The 18,630-nt window shown below is 33.3% G+C and carries 24 protein-coding genes and 1 pseudogene; 22 read left to right on the forward strand and 3 right to left on the reverse strand.

Annotation, left to right across the window (positions count from 1 at the left end; translation table 11 throughout):
• Nucleotides 1–25 precede the first annotated feature (25 nt).
• Nucleotides 26–1,942, reverse strand: coding sequence for a MobV family relaxase (mobV, locus tag FPG78_RS06220; RefSeq protein ID WP_144087133.1), 1,917 nt, complete (start codon nt 1,940–1,942; stop codon nt 26–28).
• Nucleotides 1,943–2,234: 292 nt separating this feature from the next.
• Here mobV and FPG78_RS06225 point away from each other — a divergent pair, with 292 nt between their 5' ends.
• The 22 genes from FPG78_RS06225 to FPG78_RS07285 all read left to right on the forward strand — a co-directional run bounded on the left by FPG78_RS06225 (nt 2,235) and on the right by FPG78_RS07285 (nt 16,946).
• The gene (locus tag FPG78_RS06225) at nt 2,235–2,522 is read left to right on the forward strand and encodes a hypothetical protein (protein WP_144087134.1); all 288 of its coding nucleotides are present in this window, start codon (nt 2,235–2,237) and stop codon (nt 2,520–2,522) included.
• Between the two features lie 49 nt (nt 2,523–2,571).
• Complete coding sequence (locus tag FPG78_RS07275; RefSeq protein ID WP_186292512.1) at nt 2,572–2,745, forward strand: hypothetical protein; 174 nt, start codon at nt 2,572–2,574, stop codon at nt 2,743–2,745.
• A gap of 67 nt (nt 2,746–2,812) precedes the next feature.
• Entirely contained in the window at nt 2,813–4,663 is a 1,851-nt protein-coding gene (locus tag FPG78_RS06230; RefSeq protein ID WP_223262077.1) for a type IV secretory system conjugative DNA transfer family protein, read from the forward strand.
• A gap of 86 nt (nt 4,664–4,749) precedes the next feature.
• On the forward strand, nt 4,750–5,175 hold the full coding sequence (locus tag FPG78_RS06235) for an ankyrin repeat domain-containing protein (RefSeq protein WP_144087135.1): 426 nt from the start codon (nt 4,750–4,752) through the stop codon (nt 5,173–5,175).
• Complete coding sequence (locus FPG78_RS06240; RefSeq protein WP_144087136.1) at nt 5,127–6,596, forward strand: ankyrin repeat domain-containing protein; 1,470 nt, start codon at nt 5,127–5,129, stop codon at nt 6,594–6,596. The genes FPG78_RS06235 and FPG78_RS06240 overlap by 49 nt, the downstream gene beginning before the upstream one ends.
• Before the next feature lie 25 nt (nt 6,597–6,621).
• Entirely contained in the window at nt 6,622–7,143 is a 522-nt protein-coding gene (locus tag FPG78_RS06245) for a hypothetical protein (protein WP_144087137.1), read from the forward strand.
• A gap of 108 nt (nt 7,144–7,251) precedes the next feature.
• Nucleotides 7,252–7,503 carry a hypothetical protein gene (locus tag FPG78_RS06250; protein ID WP_144087138.1) on the forward strand — a complete coding sequence of 84 codons (252 nt, stop codon included), beginning with the start codon at nt 7,252–7,254 and terminating at the stop codon, nt 7,501–7,503.
• A gap of 15 nt (nt 7,504–7,518) precedes the next feature.
• A complete protein-coding gene (locus tag FPG78_RS06255; RefSeq protein WP_144087139.1) occupies nt 7,519–8,316 on the forward strand; it encodes a hypothetical protein in 798 nt (265 codons plus the stop codon).
• Nucleotides 8,313–9,014, forward strand: a complete 702-nt coding sequence (locus FPG78_RS06260; protein ID WP_144087140.1) for a hypothetical protein — start codon at nt 8,313–8,315, stop codon at nt 9,012–9,014. The genes FPG78_RS06255 and FPG78_RS06260 overlap by 4 nt, the downstream gene beginning before the upstream one ends.
• A gap of 105 nt (nt 9,015–9,119) precedes the next feature.
• The gene (locus FPG78_RS06265; RefSeq protein ID WP_144087141.1) at nt 9,120–9,683 is read left to right on the forward strand and encodes a hypothetical protein; all 564 of its coding nucleotides are present in this window, start codon (nt 9,120–9,122) and stop codon (nt 9,681–9,683) included.
• 130 nt (nt 9,684–9,813) lie between these two features.
• Nucleotides 9,814–10,053 carry a hypothetical protein gene (locus FPG78_RS06270; protein WP_144087142.1) on the forward strand — a complete coding sequence of 80 codons (240 nt, stop codon included), beginning with the start codon at nt 9,814–9,816 and terminating at the stop codon, nt 10,051–10,053.
• Between the two features lie 23 nt (nt 10,054–10,076).
• Complete coding sequence (locus FPG78_RS08200) at nt 10,077–10,208, forward strand: hypothetical protein (protein ID WP_255431785.1); 132 nt, start codon at nt 10,077–10,079, stop codon at nt 10,206–10,208.
• Between the two features lie 169 nt (nt 10,209–10,377).
• On the forward strand, nt 10,378–11,508 hold the full coding sequence (locus FPG78_RS06275; RefSeq protein ID WP_144087143.1) for a hypothetical protein: 1,131 nt from the start codon (nt 10,378–10,380) through the stop codon (nt 11,506–11,508).
• A gap of 114 nt (nt 11,509–11,622) precedes the next feature.
• Entirely contained in the window at nt 11,623–12,831 is a 1,209-nt protein-coding gene (locus FPG78_RS06280) for a VirB4 family type IV secretion system protein (protein WP_223262080.1), read from the forward strand.
• Nucleotides 12,824–13,192, forward strand: a complete 369-nt coding sequence (locus tag FPG78_RS06285) for a hypothetical protein (RefSeq protein WP_144087084.1) — start codon at nt 12,824–12,826, stop codon at nt 13,190–13,192. Before FPG78_RS06280 ends, FPG78_RS06285 begins: the two co-directional genes overlap by 8 nt.
• 60 nt (nt 13,193–13,252) lie before the next feature.
• Nucleotides 13,253–13,408: a hypothetical protein gene (locus tag FPG78_RS07280; protein WP_186292513.1), complete on the forward strand. Its 156-nt coding sequence runs from the start codon at nt 13,253–13,255 to the stop codon at nt 13,406–13,408.
• The gene (locus tag FPG78_RS06290) at nt 13,399–13,638 is read left to right on the forward strand and encodes a hypothetical protein (RefSeq protein WP_144087145.1); all 240 of its coding nucleotides are present in this window, start codon (nt 13,399–13,401) and stop codon (nt 13,636–13,638) included. The genes FPG78_RS07280 and FPG78_RS06290 overlap by 10 nt, the downstream gene beginning before the upstream one ends.
• An 83-nt stretch (nt 13,639–13,721) precedes the next feature.
• On the forward strand, nt 13,722–14,384 hold the full coding sequence (locus FPG78_RS06295) for a hypothetical protein (protein ID WP_144087086.1): 663 nt from the start codon (nt 13,722–13,724) through the stop codon (nt 14,382–14,384).
• Nucleotides 14,371–15,171, forward strand: a complete 801-nt coding sequence (locus tag FPG78_RS06300) for a hypothetical protein (RefSeq protein WP_144087087.1) — start codon at nt 14,371–14,373, stop codon at nt 15,169–15,171. Before FPG78_RS06295 ends, FPG78_RS06300 begins: the two co-directional genes overlap by 14 nt.
• A 5-nt stretch (nt 15,172–15,176) precedes the next feature.
• Nucleotides 15,177–16,037: a conjugative transposon protein TraM gene (gene traM / locus FPG78_RS06305; RefSeq protein ID WP_144087088.1), complete on the forward strand. Its 861-nt coding sequence runs from the start codon at nt 15,177–15,179 to the stop codon at nt 16,035–16,037.
• The gene (locus FPG78_RS06310) at nt 16,034–16,609 is read left to right on the forward strand and encodes a hypothetical protein (RefSeq protein WP_144087146.1); all 576 of its coding nucleotides are present in this window, start codon (nt 16,034–16,036) and stop codon (nt 16,607–16,609) included. Before traM ends, FPG78_RS06310 begins: the two co-directional genes overlap by 4 nt.
• 175 nt (nt 16,610–16,784) lie before the next feature.
• Nucleotides 16,785–16,946, forward strand: a complete 162-nt coding sequence (locus FPG78_RS07285; RefSeq protein ID WP_186292514.1) for a hypothetical protein — start codon at nt 16,785–16,787, stop codon at nt 16,944–16,946.
• 721 nt (nt 16,947–17,667) lie between these two features.
• Here the strand turns inward: FPG78_RS07285 and FPG78_RS07835 are convergent.
• Together FPG78_RS07835 and FPG78_RS07840 are read right to left on the reverse strand one after the other, a co-directional pair.
• Complete coding sequence (locus tag FPG78_RS07835) at nt 17,668–18,024, reverse strand: RpnC/YadD family protein (RefSeq protein ID WP_223262081.1); 357 nt, start codon at nt 18,022–18,024, stop codon at nt 17,668–17,670.
• Nucleotides 17,957–18,396 (reverse strand): annotated as a pseudogene (locus tag FPG78_RS07840) (Rpn family recombination-promoting nuclease/putative transposase). The gene FPG78_RS07835 and the pseudogene FPG78_RS07840 overlap by 68 nt, the downstream one beginning before the upstream one ends.
• Nucleotides 18,397–18,630: the final 234 nt, after the last annotated feature.

Raw genomic sequence — 18,630 nt, forward strand, 5'->3', positions numbered from 1 at the left:
ACATATAATGGATACTTTCCATCTCCTAATCGAAAGGAATTTCCATTCCCATTACAGTCGGCCCCCTTTCGCGTTGCTTACGCAACTCATGTTCCTGCCCACTAGTTACCAACTCCTTTTGAAGTTTTCTAAGCATTTCTTGATTTCCTAAACCAGACACCAATTCTTCATTCCAATCCTTAAACTGAGATGGTATGGACGATTTACAGTTTACCCGACACGTATCAGCTAACTCACGAACCTCTCTATCCATCTTCCTCCCCGCTTTATCACTATCAAAAGCTAGTGTTACTGACTGTCCATTCTCCCTAGCATTAGACAACACATTAGTAAGCTCCTTTTTAACACCTTCAGACAAACTACCGCAAGTAGATATATACATAGTCCCTTCTAACATCTTATTCAATTGCTTATAGCTTAAAGCGTCTATAGGGCTTTCTGAGACCACAATATGCTTTACAGGTACATCAGAGTCAACTAATACAGATAAACCACGAGGAAGCCCTTTTTGGAAATATTTAGTGCTATTAAAACATCCATTATCTGACATAGTACCTTTAGCATCAAATTGATAGCTAATGGTGCTGCATATAGTACCTTTTCCGTTATTATCTATATCCCTGTATAAGGCAAATACAGCTTGGTTACCTACTTTAACATCTGAATAACACTCATAGGTAGCTTCATAAATACCCCTACAAGACAGATAATTACCTTTTTTATGTTCTACAACTTTATCAAACGCCTCTTGAGCAATATACCGTTGGGATGAAATATCTTCTATTTCTATAGACAATAATTTTTGATCTTTAATAACCCGATCATCTAAATGCCTGCTAGACAACCCACAAATACTCTGATAACTAAATCCACGTTTTTGCATAAAATCTACAATGGTTCCTTTCTCTTGTTCATCTACTAAAGATTTATACATCCAATGACCATTCTGATTAGGTCCATTTTTAATCAAAATTTTATCATTTTCTTTTTCCATAACGGCCCAAGTATTAGAGCTTTTTTCTTTATCTAAAACATAACCCATGGAAGCGGCATGTTGAATTAGATTAACTTCTCTTTTAACTTTTTCTAAATCATCTTTGATCCTATTTTCTATAAGTGTTTTATGAGTATTTTGTGTATAAGTTAGATCCTGTTTAAGGCGTGAATTTTCTTCTGCTAAAGAACAGAGTTTATCCTGTACTTTTTCTAACTCTTCTTTAGCCTGTTCACGATGAAAAGGATTTAAGGTATTTATATATTTAGTTTCTGTTGCTATCTCTCTCTCAATTTTATTTATACTTTTATAGTATTCTTTTGAAGTGGTGTGTTTTCTACCAGTTAACGATACCTCTATACCACGTTCTAATCCAAATGGTGACATAACTTCTGCATATCTATTTTGATAACCTTGTAACTTTATGATACCATCCTTATAGTATTTAGCACTTAACCTACCATCTGGTGTTATTGGAACTACTACACAATGAATATGTGGTGTTCTTTCATCTCTATGTATAGAAAATCGAACAATATTTTTTTCTCCACCAAATTCCCTACAAGCAAAATCCCAATTAGCTTGCTTCCAACTTTCAAATAACTTTTCATTGGATTCTATTTCTTTCATTCGATCATGACTACCGGTCATAACTAAACCTAAAGCTTTAACTGCATCTAAACGAATAGCTTTAGATAGCTTATAACCTTCTGATATCCTTTGTTCAACAAGTTCAGGTAATGATTTGCCACCTGTATTAACCCACTCTTCATTTAAGTATGTTCTAGATGGATCTATGTGTAAACCTAATTCTGCAGTTAAATACCTCTCTTCTTCATCTTCAAAGTTTCCTGTTTTTTTAGCTTCTCTGCACGACCTATCTATATGCTTACCAATACCTACTAATCCACTTTTATATCCTTTAATGTTAAATGTTGCAAATGCCATAATACTGATACGTTAACCTAAAATAGAAACCGGATATACAGATATTTTTTCCCATTAGCTTGCTCTCATAGGATAGTAAAAACATAGGCATGACTAGCCGAAAACGAATATTCCTTACGGAGTAAGGTGTAATGAGCTACTACGCCTTACTCCGTAAGACCAAATCCATTGGCCGCTATACTTTCAAAATAGCAAGCAAATGGGAAAAAATGTTCATTATATAAAGGTAAGATTTATGTAATATTATACTATATTTAAACCTTTATAATTTCACTAATTAATATATACGAATATGGAAAATAATGTTAAAACAATTGTAGAAAAACTTATTCAAGAAGGAGTCGATATGGATATCATTCTTAAGTCATCTGGACTGTCTACAAAAGAAATAGAGAATATAAGCCCTATAGCTTATGGAAAATATTTAGGGGCTAAAAAAAAGCTATTAGAAATAGCTAATAGAATGTTGATACTTGGATATAAAAAGGAAAAAATAGTAGAGGTAACTGGAATGTTTTACTCAAAAATAGAAGAATTAGAAAATAATTTAAAAGGTAAAAATAAAAGTAAGAAATTATGATTTCTTTAAAAAATTACTATATTATATAATATAAAAAAATTATATAAATATGGAAGATAAAATTAAAATAATTGTATCAAAACTAGTTAAAGAAGGAATTGATATGAATGCTTTTCTGAAAATATCTGCGTTTTCTATACAAGAAAAAATAGAAGAAGCTATTAGAGTATATTGTGAGCCAATGAAAAAGTCAAGACATATAAGAAAAGAACTAAAATATTAGTGATATACCATTGATGTTAACCTTTTATTTTTTTCTAGCTTTATTTCTATTTCAGTTACTTTACTTGTTGAAAATCAGTAGAATTTGTGTTAATGACCGATACTTGAAATGGGCAGTTGATTTAGAATTCTATTCAGGATTTGGGTGCTATACTCGCCTGATTTTAGTAGTTTCTATTTGTTTTCTAGCATGGGATAGATTAAAGCTATTTTTATCAAAATCTTTCTGTAAAAAAAATGGTTTTGTATCTACAGTATTATTATTTTTATGGTTACTGTTTACCTTTTATTTTATATTTTTTGAAAGAATATATATCTATTTATCCAGGTATGATTTTATAAAATCACGCGAATGGTTAATACCTTATCTATTTATACTGTTTTTTACTGCTTTTGCACTTCCATTTTGGTTTTATAGAGATATAAAACCTTCTATAAAAAAAGACAAAAATTTAATTATTAGTCCTAAATTTTATGATAAAAAGTCATCTTTTAGTATTGCTTTACCTACTAAAAATGGTCTATTGCTCATCAATAATCCTCAGAGAGGAATTTATATACTAGGGGGTCTTGGAAGTGGTAAAACCAGATATATTTTAGAGCCAATATTATATGAAATGATCCAAAAAGGTTATTGTGGACTTGTATATGATTATGATTTTGAAGGAAATCCAATAGATCCAAAAATAAGCTATTGCCTGTCTAAATTTGTATATAATTGTTATTTAAAATTACCAGAAAAGGACAGGAAAAATGTTGCTTTTAAGACGATTAACTTCACAGATCTCAACAAGAGTAGTCGCATCAATCCTATTGATCCTATATACATATCGAATAGAGCCTATTTAGAAGAATATGTAACCGTATTTTTAAAAAATCTTAATCCTGGAGGGAAAGATGATTTTTGGTACTTAAGTACTAAGTCTCTTCTAAAAGGCATTATCGTTTACTTATCTAATCAGGCAAAAAGTTGTTGTACGTTGCCACATGTAGTAACGTTAGCTACTAAGCCTATTGATAAAATATTAGGTTTAATAGAAAAAGACTCAGAAGCCTATTCCTATGCAAGTTCCATATTTGATGCTTATAAAGGCGGAGATAAATCATCAGGTCAACTAATAGGTATCATAGCAAGCTTTAAAACGAGCTTACAACCACTGATTGATAAGAACCTATTTTGGGTATTGAGTAAAAATGAAATACAACTAACTATCAACGATAATATTGCTCCAACCATACTCTGTATAGGCAACTTCCCACCTTCCAAATCAGCTTTCAGTCCAGTTATATCTCTATTGATTACCATATGTTTTAAATCCATGTATGGGCACAATAGAACGAAGGGTTTTGTAGCTATAGATGAGCTACCTACCTTATACATCCCAGGTCTTGCAGAAGTTCCAGCTACGGCAAGAAAATACGGTATTAGTACTATTTCTTGCATACAATCGAATGCCCAATTAGAAGATACCTATAGCAGTATAGGTGCTAAAAAGATACAAGGTACCCTAAGCAATCAATTTATGGGCAACTGTTGTGTGGAGTCTTCTAGATATGCCAGTTCTATTTTTGGAAAGGAAGAACATACGATCAAGTCTACAAGTTCTTCAGAAACCTGTCACAGTAATACTCAAGGTCATCATACTACGCATGGTGAAAATATCACTATACATGAACAAGAGTTGATCAAACCTAATGAGTTTTCAAGTTTTGGTGTGGGATTTTTTGCGGGGAAAGTAGTAGAAAGTGATAGCGTATTTTTTCAAGAACAATTTAAGAATGTGTTGTCCTATGACAAAAACTTTAAAGATGAGTTGTTAAAAGATTTACCAGATGTTACAAAGGTTAGTAATGAAGATATTCTAGACAATCAAAGGAAAATAGAAAAAGATATAGATTTACTTTTGGAGTATATGTAGATATATAATTTTTTAGTTAAAAATTTTTGTATGTTTTAAAATAATTTCATATATTTTTGCTATATTTATAAATATAGCAAAAATATATGAAATTATCATTATATTATTTATGTTTTTTAGTTTGTAGTTGTTTGGCTACTACTTGTGGAAAAACAGAGGTTAAACCAAAAGTTGAGCATAATCAGCTGAATCAAAAGAAAGATTCTGATAAGGAGGATTTGAATATCAATGAAATAGATGATGGTAATCTTCCTCCTTTATATAAGTCGGTTCATTTTGGTGACTTAAAAGAAGTACGTCGCTTATTGGAATTAGGCATCGATCCAAATGTTATCTATAAAGGCAACTATCCTATTGAGGTAGCTGTTCGTAAAAGAAACAAAGCAATGGTCTCTTTTTATTACTCTTTCATGGAGCTAAAATCATCTTTCAAGAAGATGGAAGGTCAAAGGTTTTGGACTATGTGCGATATGAAAAAGATGATGTATCCAGAGAGATATATGATCTCTTAGTTTCTAACCTGCCTCCAGATGAGGCTGCTAAGTTAGACCTAGAGTGGCAAAAAGATATTAATGAAGTTAATAAAAGAAGTACGCTTTTGTTACAAGCTGTTAGAAAAAATGATTTAAAAAAGGCGAGAAAACTTTTAAAGTTAGGCGCTAATCCGAATATAGCTAATGTAAGTAACAATCCTATTAATGTAGCTGTTCTTTCGGAAAACAAAGCAATGGTCTCATTGTTACTATCGTATGGAGCAGAGGTAATATTTGAAAAGGATGGCAATTCAAGTATTTTAAATTCTTTAAGGGTTAAGACCAATCAAGAAATCCTTGATGTAATTCTATGTCATTTTGCTGATATAGATAAGAAAGATTCAGTGGGCTTAACTCCTATTCACTGGGCATGTAGAGATGGTCACCTGAATGTAGTAAAACATATTTTAGATAAATCACCTTCTCTGGTTCACAATACAGATAATCCTTATAAATTCACACCGCTTCATTGGGCTTCCAGACGAGGGTCCAAAGAGATCGTTGAACTGCTTATTGCTAAAGGTGCCAGTAAAACTGCTAAAAGCAAGAGTGGCTTTACACCTTTGATGTTGGCTATAGCCAATAAGCATGAAGCTTTGGAAGGTATCCTTTCCCCAGATGGTTTTTCAAGGCATTCAAAATTGGTAAACAAAGCTTGGCAGTGTAGTATCTGTATAGAAGGCGTACAGGATTCTAGGGATAAAATATTTCCTGTTATCCCGTTGGATTGTGGTCATAAGTTCCACTTCAGGTGCATTACACAAAATGTATTGAGCCAACACCAAAATCATAGAACCATTAACTGTCCTAATTGCCGTGGTAGTCTATCAGCAGATATGATTCAAAAAATAGTTTCTAGTGCTACTACTCCAACCATGAGTGCATTCAGTACGTTAAATGCAGTTAAGCAAAAAGATATGCCAAAGTTAAAGTTTTTATTAGAAAAAGGTGGCAATCCAAATGAGTCAACCGTTACCAATTCGGCTTTAGAAGAAGCAGTTCGTCAGTCTAATTATGAGATGGTCTCCTTGTTATTAGACTATGGTGCTGATCCTACATACCAAGACCCTGTAACAAATAATACTCCTCTGTATCATGCAGCAGATAATATGCTTTTTGAAAGAACTAGTCAGGATGTATCTGATAAGATATTCATAGCTCTTATTAAGCATGGTGCTAAGGTAAATATGCAACGATTAGGGTCCGATATCCGTGAAACACCTAGAGATTGTGTGTGTATGTTTGATGATCCTTTATTTGTCCTAACAGAAGCTGTCGGAATTCGTTCAGGCTACTTTGAGGATATTAAACCTGCTTTTGGATTATCAAGAAGTGAAATTAAAGAAAAGATTTTATTTGGTAGGGAGTTAGAGCCGAGAGGATATCATGCAAAGCTGTAACAATTGCATTTAATCTAATATTGTCATGTTTAAACAGAAAATAATCATAAGTCTGGTTGCTTTTTTAGGTTTGACTTTTAGTGTATTTGGTAAACCTAGTAGTGTTTATGTTTTGCAAAGGCCTATTCATACCCATGGTTGCCATGGTATGGAAGTGAGCTATGGTATGTCACATAAAATTCATGGGGTTTCTGCAGGATATGCATATCACATTAATGAAATATGGCATATGAAATTATCTGGTGGATTTTCTAACAAAAACCTATTAACGGTATACAATACTTACCACTATAACTTGTTCAATCATTACGAATCTACCTTTCTGAATTGTTTATTAGGATGTCAAGGGAGCTATGAGTTCCATCATGCTTGTTGGGAGTATTGTTCTAAACGTTTTAATATAGTCGCCCAATTAGGTTTAGAGTTAGAAAAATATATCACGGATTATTTGCTGTTGATATTACTAGCAGAGACGCCTATTTCCTTTTTGGATAAAGATGATGTTTTTAATTATCGATTTTCGGCAGGATTACGTATTACCTTTTAAAAAATGGCTATTGATCTAACCGAAACAGTGATGTAGCAAGTAGTTTTGCTATGTACTATCAACTCAATATAACGAATATATGGTTAATTAATGAAAATGAGAACTAAAATGAGAAAAATAGCATCCCAATCATTTATTGCTGCTTCTTTATTTTTTTGGTCTTGTACAGTGGCCTTTAGACAGCAATTTGCCGACGATATCATTTGGATACCAAAGCATGAATATGCCTTATTGCCAAAAAAAGGTGTAGCACCTGTTTTAGCGGAGAAAGTTCCTGTAATCTTGAGTATTAAATTTGACGACACATGGAATAACGATAGATCCAATAAACCTAAATCTCCACACAGATATGAAAAATGAAATGTTAATCCAGAGGTGATCCAATTTCGTATTAAGGGTATCAGGGTTGAAGGTGGCGAAGGAAAATTGTTCAAGCGTGTTGAAATAGATGGCAACGCTTCTATAGGTGAGTCCTTTAAAGTGGGGAGCATAGTCCAACATGGTGATACGCATCTATACTATGTTCCTAATGAAAAAGACACTTGTCATATCCATAAGGTCAGTATTGATGCTGTTATATTGACTTGTGATTTTAACAGAGAGGGAGGGGATCCTATAACATGCTCGTTAAGGCTAGATGAACCTCCATACGCTTTAAAGGCTGGTACAAATGTCAAGGTTGCTTATGTAGAAGACAAAGATGGTACACCTATTCATATTAATATCACTTCAGATAACGTATTGGCATCTTCGCAAAAATATAGATTGGTTAAGTGGTGTGTAACAGATGGAAAAGGATCTATGTATGTAGATACAGGATCATGCAAAAAACCAATATGTAGCAATGAACCGATTAAATTTGGTAATAATACCCTTTTTTACGCCCCAAAACCTGGTAGTGATGGAAATCATACCATTCATTTAACAGTAGGCAATACTAAAGGTGATACCGCACAAGACTATTTTTTTTCTGTTAAAGTTCAAGACCATAGAATTGAAAACTTTACAGCTGAACTTTCTCTTGTTTCAGAAGAAACACCTCTCTTACCGTTTAAAGATAGGGTATGTAAACTCAAGATCTGTCCATTAACTGATGCAGGTAAGGTGCTTAATTACCATATCAAGGCCATTAAACTGAATGGAGGTAAGTTTATCCTAGGAAAGATGAAATGATATCAAATACGCCTTTAACAGTAGGCGTCAATACTTTAATGTTTAATCCATGTGGTTTTGTTGGGGATTTAGAGCCTAGCATCACAATAATCAATGAAAAGGGAGATGAACGTGAAGTGACCTTTAAGCAGCCATTTGTTGTCAAGGATCCTGACTTTAAAGTAGTTGCTAGTCTAGAAGGTAGTATTGAGAATGGTATGGATAACAGACATATCAACTTAAAGGTTATTGCTCCTTTTAATACTACAAGTGATAAGTTTATTTTGTCAAATTATCGTCTATCAGGCGGTATAGAAGGTGATTTACTAAAAATAACAGGCCAACCTATTGATCTTAGTGGTATGCTTTCAGTGGGAGATAGTGCATTTAGATTTAGGTTAGGTGAACTAGATACGTTTATGGATAAGATTGATGGTGTCCCAAGGATTTGTTTTGATATTACTTATCCAGATGGCACAAATCATGAAACAGAAGCTGTAGATTTATCTATTTTCTTATTTGAAGCATTGGCCTCTAAGATAGAGTCATTATCTGAAGATAGTAAATCGCTTTATAAACCTATTGTTCAGGACTATAGTTTAAATCCAGAATCAGCCTTTCAAAATTTACAAGCTATAGAACCAGATTGGTATAATAGACAATCTAACCTACATAATATACTGGTCTATATGCAGCATGATACGGCTGTTTCTCGTTAAGTTTCGGACGTACTTAATAATCTACAGACTCTTAAACAAGACACTAAAGATAGAGTAAAGACTAGAGTATTAACCACTAAGTTATTAAATGATTGGCATAAAGAAATGAATCATATTAACGCTAATCAAGAGCCAGATGGTCGTAAAATACATACAAATATATTAGAAAGAGAGGTAAATAGTTTTTCTGATATCTTTCGGTCATGTACAGGTATATCAAATATGGAAGATGTAGTACAATCTTTAGAAGATGTAATTGTAAAAATTACAGATTTAAAGAGAGAAACAACAAGATTAGATATTAAAAAAGCTGAAAAAGAGGCAGAATACCAATCTTTTCAAAGAGAAACTAGGCGTTCTGTAGAAGATGAGCGCAAAACTAGAGAGGCCGATGTTGAACGTTTAGAAGAAGAAATAGAAGAACTCTGTGAGAGTAGAGACAAACTGGAATCTAAAATAAAAAAGCATGATGGGGATATTTCAGATTTAAATGCGTTGATACAGGAGTTAAACAGAGTCAATAATGATCTGCGATCTAAGTGTAGTAAGTTAGAAACAGAATTAAAAAAGCAAGATAAATACATTGATACTTTATTTAGTAGGGTAAATACGCATAGTAGTTATATCGATTTTACTCCTAGTCCTGAACCATCTTTTTTGTTCGATTGATTACATTAAAACTATTAATCTCATATTTAGTTAGATAATTTTATTCTAAATCAGAAACATACTTCTTTCCCATTAGCTTGTTTATAATAGTCCTTACAAAGTAAGAATATAACATTAAAATAGAATTAAAATGATATTACTAGATATCACAGGTGCCCTTGAAGGTTGGATTACAAGCGGCTATCAGTTGTTAACCTTGGTAGCTAAACTACTGGGTGTCATAGGCGCTTTTAGGCTAGCCTACCTATATAATGTAGGTAGAGATAGAGGTATGATATTTCATGAATTATTACACTGGATAGCTGCTATTGTCTTTTTTTCATCAATTGGCCCATTGTATGATATGATTTCTAACTTTTTTAAACTCTAAATCAGGTAAAAAAATAAACTACCATGCAAAAATTAGTGAATAGCCCGTACTTAAAAGAAAAAGGCTTTTTAGGTCCTTTTTCATTATCAGAAGCCTTAGTGGCGCTAGGCATTTGCTGCCTAGCCTATATGGTCTCTTGCTACTGTGAAGATTGATTGCACTACAACCGCATGTGGACCATCTCTTTAACAAGTCTAATAGTGATTATTTCTTTTTTGATAAAAATATTCCTGAAAAATAGTAATCCTACCTGGTTATCAAGTCTTTTTGCTTATCAGTTTTTGCATGTACCGATAGATAGTTTTAGGGTAAAATTTAAGATCAATGCTTTTCTCAAAAAAAGATAAGAAAGAAGACTTACATAGAGTCTTACCTTTTGTAGATTTTCATGACGATATGACCATATCTGCAGATGGGACTATCTCTATACAATTTAAAACTACTTTAGCCTTTCAGGAACAGTATACGGAGCAACAGTATATAGACTGGACGCATATACTCGCTAGTAGTATGAAAGAACTGCCTTGTAACAGCCTTGTTCAACAAGTAGATATATACTACCCAGACCAGTGGCACAATCCATCTATAGACAGTAACAAACTTGATTTCTTGAAACAAAAACAGGTTAGGCATACAGAGGGTCGCCCTATACTGCACCATGAATCCTATATCATACTTTCCTTTCCTGGATTATATAAAAACTATACGCCACTATCTACTTTTTATTCTAGAGATGAGACAAAAAGTTTTAGTAAAAATCCTTTTGCTCATTTAGAAAAGCGACTCACAATAGCTAAAAAGGATGCCGCCCAATTTCGTCAAAGCGTATCTACCCATCTTCCATTAACTCCTCTTACTGCTGGTGAATTTTCCCATCTGATCCATAGATGTTTGTCCTTAAATTTTGAAGACCCAGAAGGTAACTTATATGGTGGTTTGGTTAAAAATAAAGAATATGTACAGGTGGCTAACAGAAAAGCCCAAGTGATTTCTTTAATAGAGAGTTCTATTGAACCTAGCTATACAGTTCTGGATAAATTCGGCCATAATGGAGGAGTTTGTGCTCCTTTAACAGATGGCCTTGGGCGTAGCCTAAATTTTCCGCATATCATTTCTAGAGTTATTCGTATGATCGACTCTGAAGCATTCTTAAAAAAACATTTTAATTCATTTGCCTGGAGTGAAGCTACTAAGCTCGATGAACGGAAGCTGCAAAACATTAGACATATACGTGGCGAGATGGCTGAGTTTGAACAAACCCTTTGCGGGAGAAACGAATCAATTGTCTATTTATCTTTTTTAGTGATACCATTTGGTATAACTGATTTGGATACCCTTAATCAATATAGTTCTCAAGTACTAGCTGCTTTTTCCGGGATAGGCATGAGGGGTTATTTAGAAACCATAGATACCGCTAATTTGTTTTGCACCGCTTTACCATGTAATGGCAATTAAGTATATAGGCGTATACCTATCCTCCTATTAACAGCTGTCGCCCATATAAATAGTACCACACCATTCACAGGCTATAAAGAAGGTGTATTACTAGCCAATAGATACAGAGAACCCATCTATTTCAACCCATTTAACACCGATTTAGACAATCAAAATGCATTTATTTTCGGTCCTTCTGGCTCTGGAAAATCCTTTTTTAATGGCAAAATGATTAAGGATCGATTTGAAGCAGGCCATATAGTGATTGTCATTGACAGTGGCGGGACCTATCGCCATTTATTTGAAGCTTTAGGAGGGAAATATATTGAACTCAGTGCAGAAAAATCTTTAAACTTAAATCCTTTTTTATTCCCAGCTGAACCATCAGGTAGATACCTGCCAGATAGCAGCAAAATCATCTTTTTGGTCGGGCTCATTGGCAAAATGTGGAAGGGAGATTTGAATGAAAATCCAATGAGTGAAGTAGAAAAATCTTTACTCTCTCAGTGGATTAGTGATTATTATAGGGATTTACCAGAATCGATCATCCCTACTTTAACGGGATTTTATGACTATTTACAAGCATTGGTAGCAGCTAATGGAGAAGCCATTCTTGATCTAAAAAAAGATCAGTTGTTCCCTTTTCAAGAATTTTTTATTGTTTTACAGCCATTTGCCCATGGTATTTACAAAGATCATTTTAATGCATTAGCGCAAGACTATCTAGTCGACCATAGGTTAGTATGTTTTGAGCTAGAAGCCATTAAATGCAATAGCAAACTCTATCCATTGGTGGTACAAATTCTATTTGACTTTGCTTTTGAAATGGTTTCTAAGCATCCAGACGCTACTAAGTTTATAGACATTGAAGAGGGTTGGACGAATTTAGATGATGCCTCTAGAGAGCATATAGAATCTTTCTATCGAAAAGGCAGAAAAACCAAAACCTCTATTCGCATAATAACGCAAGACATTCAAGAAATCAAATCATCTAAGATTGCCAGTGCCATTAAAAACAATGCGGCTACCTTTATCCTTTTGTACAATGAAAAAGCATCTAGTAGGGAAGAAATAGGTGCTTTCTTAGGTATGAATGCGTTAGACATGCAAAAGTATGCCAGTCTGCGTCGTAAAAACGGTCCAGGTGGTTTTAGGGAAATCTTTATTAAAGAGATGGGACAGAGTCATGTATGGCTACTAGAACCCTCTCTTTGGGAGCATGCTATGTTTACCTCTCATCCATCAGAAAGAAACCAAATCGCTGATTTGGCTAAAAAACATGGAAATATAGAAGATGGCATTGCAGAATGGGTATACCATACTAAACAAAAATATTATGTCTAGTCATTTTCAAGGTATTTTATCTTCTTCAGTTCATCTAAACTTAGAAGCACAAAACCTAATGGTGAATATCACTATTGGAAAGATGATTGGCGTAGCAAAGTTATTACTATTGCCATTCTTGTTGGTACGTTTAATGGTCTATTATTTTCAGTATCATTTAAGCACTTCCGAGTTATTAAAATCCTGTTATACAAGTCTGTTAACACTAATTGTTACCTTTTTGCTTTTACAGTTCTACTTGGATATTTTTCATATGCTAGACAAATTAACCGCTTTGATTATGAATGGATTTGATTGGCATGATCTAGTTAAACCTGATAGTTTCGAAAGTATAAAAGATCCTGAAATAAGTATCTGGTAACTAATTAAAAATGGTTTTTCGAATTTAACTACTAAAGCTTTAAAATCGATATCTCGCATAATGGGTTTAACCACTACTATATTTCGTCATCAAGCTATCCTATTTACCTTACAAGTAGGTCCTTTGGCCATTGCTGCTAGCCTCTTACCAGGAAATTTTAGTGGGATAGTTAATTACTGGCTTAATATGCTGATTTCCTTTTTAATGTGGGGGTAACCATTGATTTGCTAGACTATTCACTGATTTCTTTGGAATTCAATAATGTAGATGGTATTGGTGCTGCCATCGCTACTTGTCTGATGTATGCTATGGTAGGTCCGCTCACTTCTCTATATATAGGTAACACGGTAGGAAACAGCCTTTTTTCGATAGGAGAAGCAAAGACGAGTCAGTTTATGGCTTATGGGGCTAGTCATCTGCCAAAATTTGGAAAAAAAGATAAATAATAATCCTTACTGCGTAAGGACTTGGTTTGGCAAGCAAATGGGAGAAAAGGGTCATAACCCTATTATAAATAACTTAATACAATATGTTAGATAATAAAGATTATCAGTCATCAACCGTTCAATCGATTCATAAGCTAAACAGCTATCATTATGGAAATATCATTAACCTATTACGATTTTTAGTCGTTTTTCTTTTGGTATCCTTAGGTGGTTTATCTGCTTTTTTAGGCTATTTGGTATTTAAACAGAACAGAAGTGATTTGGTCTATTTTGCTACCCTTGAAGGGACCCATGTGGGTATAAGAAAAGATAATCCAACTAATAACAGTAGAGAATCGTTTGAAGTAGAAAACTTTTCCATGCGTTTTATACAAGATGGTTTTGCCCATAGTGAAAATAACTACCAAGAAAACATTGAAAGAGCTTTAACCGTTATGAATAATGCCTCTAGAGTCACCTTAAAAAAGATCTTTTCTGATGATAGTTTGTTTCAAATATATAAGGAATCTAATGGGGTAACTACAGTTTATGTTAAGAGCATACATGCTGATATACAAAACTATCCCTATAGGTCACAGATCTACTTTCAAACAGATTTAAAATTTTTAACCGGTCAAGGAAAAGTTAAAACCCATAGCTACCATCAATGCATTGCATTAGAAATGCAACCAACAGCTAGATGCAGTAAAAATCCCTATGGGTTAATGATTACCGATCTAACCTTTCTAAACCATGAAGAAAAGTAGCCTTTTAGCATTTTTGATCTCTTATTTTCCTGTTTTTGCATTGGATATAAAAGTTTCAGATCAATATCCTACTTTGCTGGAACTCAGTGGTACGATTGAAAAGATTTCTTTTGGAAATGGAGATAAAGAATATGTATCTAAAGAAGAAGGTAGGTTTTTAGAAGTAAAGGCTAAACATCCCGGGACCAGCAAGACCACTATTACAGTATTTTATCTATCCAACGAAGGCAAAAAAAATGAAAAGATTGATGTATTCTATGGCACAGTTAGTTATGATGCTGGTATACAACCGATGTATGATCTTACACAGCATAAAATTAAACAGACAGAAGAAGCAGAGAAATGGGATACCGATGAACCTTTAACTGAATCCTTAACAGAAGCTATAGAATATGTATCCCAGGAACAACCAAATATTAAACGTTTTCATCAAACTAAGCAGAAAGTAAGTTGTTTTTTGAGTAATGCCGTTAGCACAGGAGAAGAGATTGTTTTAAAGTTTGTATTGAGAAATAGCTCTCCTTATAACTATAAGGTAGGAAGCGTATATTTTTTAGGTAACAACAAAGACAAAACCGCTATTCCTATTAAACTCGAGCCTAAGCGTATGATAGTAGCGCCTGGAGAGGTCCTACCTATGATTTTCGTTATCAAACACAAGGTAGAAAAATCAGGTATAATCGTTCGTTTTGAAGAGAAAAAAGGTCGTAGAGATTTAAGTTTGAACCTACCTAACAGATTGTTGCTGAGTATACCCTGTTTGGTTAAAGAATCTAAAGAAGTTTAATTTCCATGGATAAAAAGAAATTAGGTTTTGGATTAGCTGGGTTATTGGTTATTTCTTGGATTATATTACGGGATGTAAGAAAAACAAAGAGTTGGCATGAGTTTTTTGTAGCCCCTCCTCCCAAACCTTGTAAGCTACTCGAAAAAGCAGAACCATTATCGGTTACTAAAGAAACTAATCAAAGAATGAAAGGTCGTTATCAATCGGAACAGGTAGGTTGCTCTTTATTTGAAGATATGGCCAAAAATATCAATCAAGAAGTATCAAAAGGTGAACCAGAACCAGTTAAAGAACCTGAAAAAGTTAGTGTTAAACTTAAAAAAGTAGTGCAAAAACTTAAGAAAATAGTTCATCCTCAAAAGCAGGAAAAAAACTACTTTCCAGTATCTTTTGAAAGAAAAGGCAGAAAAAAGAATATTAAGGTAAAAAACAGCTTTTCTGTAGGTTATGTCTATGGGACACAAGAACTCAAACATGGCAGAAGTATTAAAATATGTGTCAAAGAAGCTTTTACTTACAAAGGTCAAGAAATCCACAAAGGCGCATTTTTATATGGAATCGTTGCTTTTGGAAAAGAAAGAATTCTATCTAAATTAGAAATAGCTGAATTTGGTAAAAATGTAGTTCCAGTGGCTATTGGTTTGTATGATTCAGATTATATGATTGGCCTATTAGTAGAAAATTTACATCCTTTCATTGATCAAGCGCAAAACAAATTGCTTAGTAAAGCAGCTAGTAGTGGCAGTAATTCTTGGATAAGAGAGATCAGTGGAATAGTAGTAGATGGTATTAAATCCGTTAAAAATGAACAAAAAATAACTATAGACAATAGAAGAAAGGTGTTCCTTAAACCAATAGAAAAATGAATAAGTTTAAAAAATATGGTGTGGTCTGTTTATGCCTGCTCATTCCTGTAACCTCTTCAGCAAGTATAGGATCTTCTATCAAATCAGGTTTAAACAAAATCCTACCTAACGGATTAAAAAAGTGGATACCTGGTCTATCTCCAGAAGAAAAAACCGCCCAGTTAATGGAAGAACAAGTAGGTACCTCTAACAACGTTCTAGCGCAAATGAAAGATGCGGCTGACAGTATGAGAAAACTAAAAAAGAGTGTGGAAGATGCCAATTCTATTAAAAACCAAGGTAAATCATTATTCAAAGATCTATCTGATGCGAAATATGGTAAAGTAGTGCTTGGTATATCAGAAAAAATTAGTGGTATTAGTTTGAACCCAAGTGACTATATTCCTAGTTTAGATTGTACTAGAGGGCTTAAAAGAGATTGTTCTTTTTCTTGTTATAGAGAAAAATCGCTGTTAAGTAGGGTAGATTCTTTTACGGGTAGAAGTAGTAATTTTCTAAGTACAAAACCTCCAAAAAGCTTAAATTCCTTTGCTCAGATATTCAAAGAGAGTTGCGTCGATCAGATCAGATAAAAATAGCTTCTAAAGAGGCAATAACAGACTGATTCCAGTTTATAAAGAACAGATCAAAAATCTAGAGATTCAAAATAAAAAGATAGATAAAACACTATCTAATCCTAATTTTTATAAAAATGACCCGGTAAAATATTTTCAATTAGAAAGCATTAAAAATAAAAATATCTTAGATATGGGAGAACTTGTAGAGCGGATCAATAGACTTCAAGTGGCATCAGAAGAAGTGTCTAAAAAGGATAAAGAAGCTATTGCAGAGCTATATAGTGAAAAGTTAAATAAGGATCTAATACAGCATATCGTTAAAAGTAAAATAAAAAGAAATAGTAAATTTTAAATGAAATGAGTGAAAAATACAAACTAGAAGACGTGAAGGAGTTTGCTCAAAAATCCTTTTTTTAAACTACAGGTCAGAGGTACAATTCGATGAGTTTTTCATAGATGAACTCTCAAATAAAGCTAAAAATATCATAAAATATTTAATGTGTAAACATTCATTTTCAGAAGAAAAAATGCTTATTTAAGCTAAATGAGTTTAATAGGTTTTATGATATATATAAATATGGATTACCTTTCGATGGGATAGCAGAATTGTGTGCGTTCAGCACTGTGGCAGAAATTTGTCTTTCGGCATGTTTCAGATATGATTTTTAGGACAAATTTTTAGCATAAACGCCTTATTTTTTCCATAAATTTTAGTAAAAGACTAGAAAAAACTCGTTTTCTGCCACAGTGCTGAACGCACACGCAGAATTATGCGCTAAAAAGTATTAGCCAAAACCAAATATCCAGATCTATATTGGTGAATAATGATTTCTTTAGTGCCGGAATCTTTAAACCAAAATATATGGAATGTAACGATATAGAATATCTATTTATATTATAGGATAACTATATAAAAATGTTCAGACAAGGTCCTGGATACTAGATCTGGATAAACCAGTAAGAGCAATAATATCTTCTAAAGGGTAACGCTTTGCAAGCATAGCTCTAGCGATAGAAAGCGCTTTTTCAGTTTCTCCTCTAGCTTGCCCTCTAACTTACCCTCTAATTTACCTCTAGTTTACCTCTAACTTACCTTTTTCCTGTCCTATTTTGATACCACTCTCCTGCCCTATTCGGATACCCTCTTCCCTATATTTTTGTGCTATAGTTCTCATAAGATCTTCTTTATCTTCTTTAGGAAGATGTTCCCTAATGATATTTTCTAAATTTGAGTACTTGTCTTCTGGTAATTTACTATCAGTATACCATAAAAAAGTCCTTATGTAAATATAACCTTTTTCCTTGTCTAGGACAATAGATGATTGAAAGTTTTCTAAAAATTCCTCCCATAGCTTAAGCATATCACGGGTGTGAACATATTTCATGAAGTATTCCAGCATACCTATGCGCCTTATTCTTAATTTGATCATCTGGCATAGAATATAAGTCTATCAATCGATAATCACCTCCCATAAACTCTTTAGCAAGGCTAGGTTCACTAAACAATTCCCATAAATTTCTTGGACAGTAAAAGGTGTATTACCATGGTATACGACCAGCGGAATTATTAGTGGAAGTTTTGATTTCTTTTTCGTCTTATGCCTTTCAAGTAAGAGAAACATATATTTCCATAACTTAAATGCTGTCCAATACTTAGGACTAACCTCCGCTTCTATCAATGTGTAAATGAATGCTTTATCATTATTCTTCATCTTTATAGAGAATACTAAATCACTGAATTTTTGCTTTAAATTATCCTCTACATATTTCTTTTCTATTTTAAGCGTGTTTAGATCTAACAATGATTTACACGATTCTGGTAAATATGGCTAAGAAACTCATGGGCAGCTACTGGATCGGATAGAATTTTTTTTGCTAAGCTGTCATGTTTTAGTCTTTCTGTCATAAAGATAACTTACTAAAAGCATTAAATAGTTGGAAAAACAATCTGTAATAATTACTTAAGTGTATTTACAAATACAAATATAATATATTGATTATTTCAAGTTACAAAAAAGTATTTATTTTTAATTTCC

Source organism: Cardinium endosymbiont of Dermatophagoides farinae (genome assembly GCF_007559345.1).
GTDB lineage: Bacteria > Bacteroidota > Bacteroidia > Cytophagales > Amoebophilaceae > Cardinium.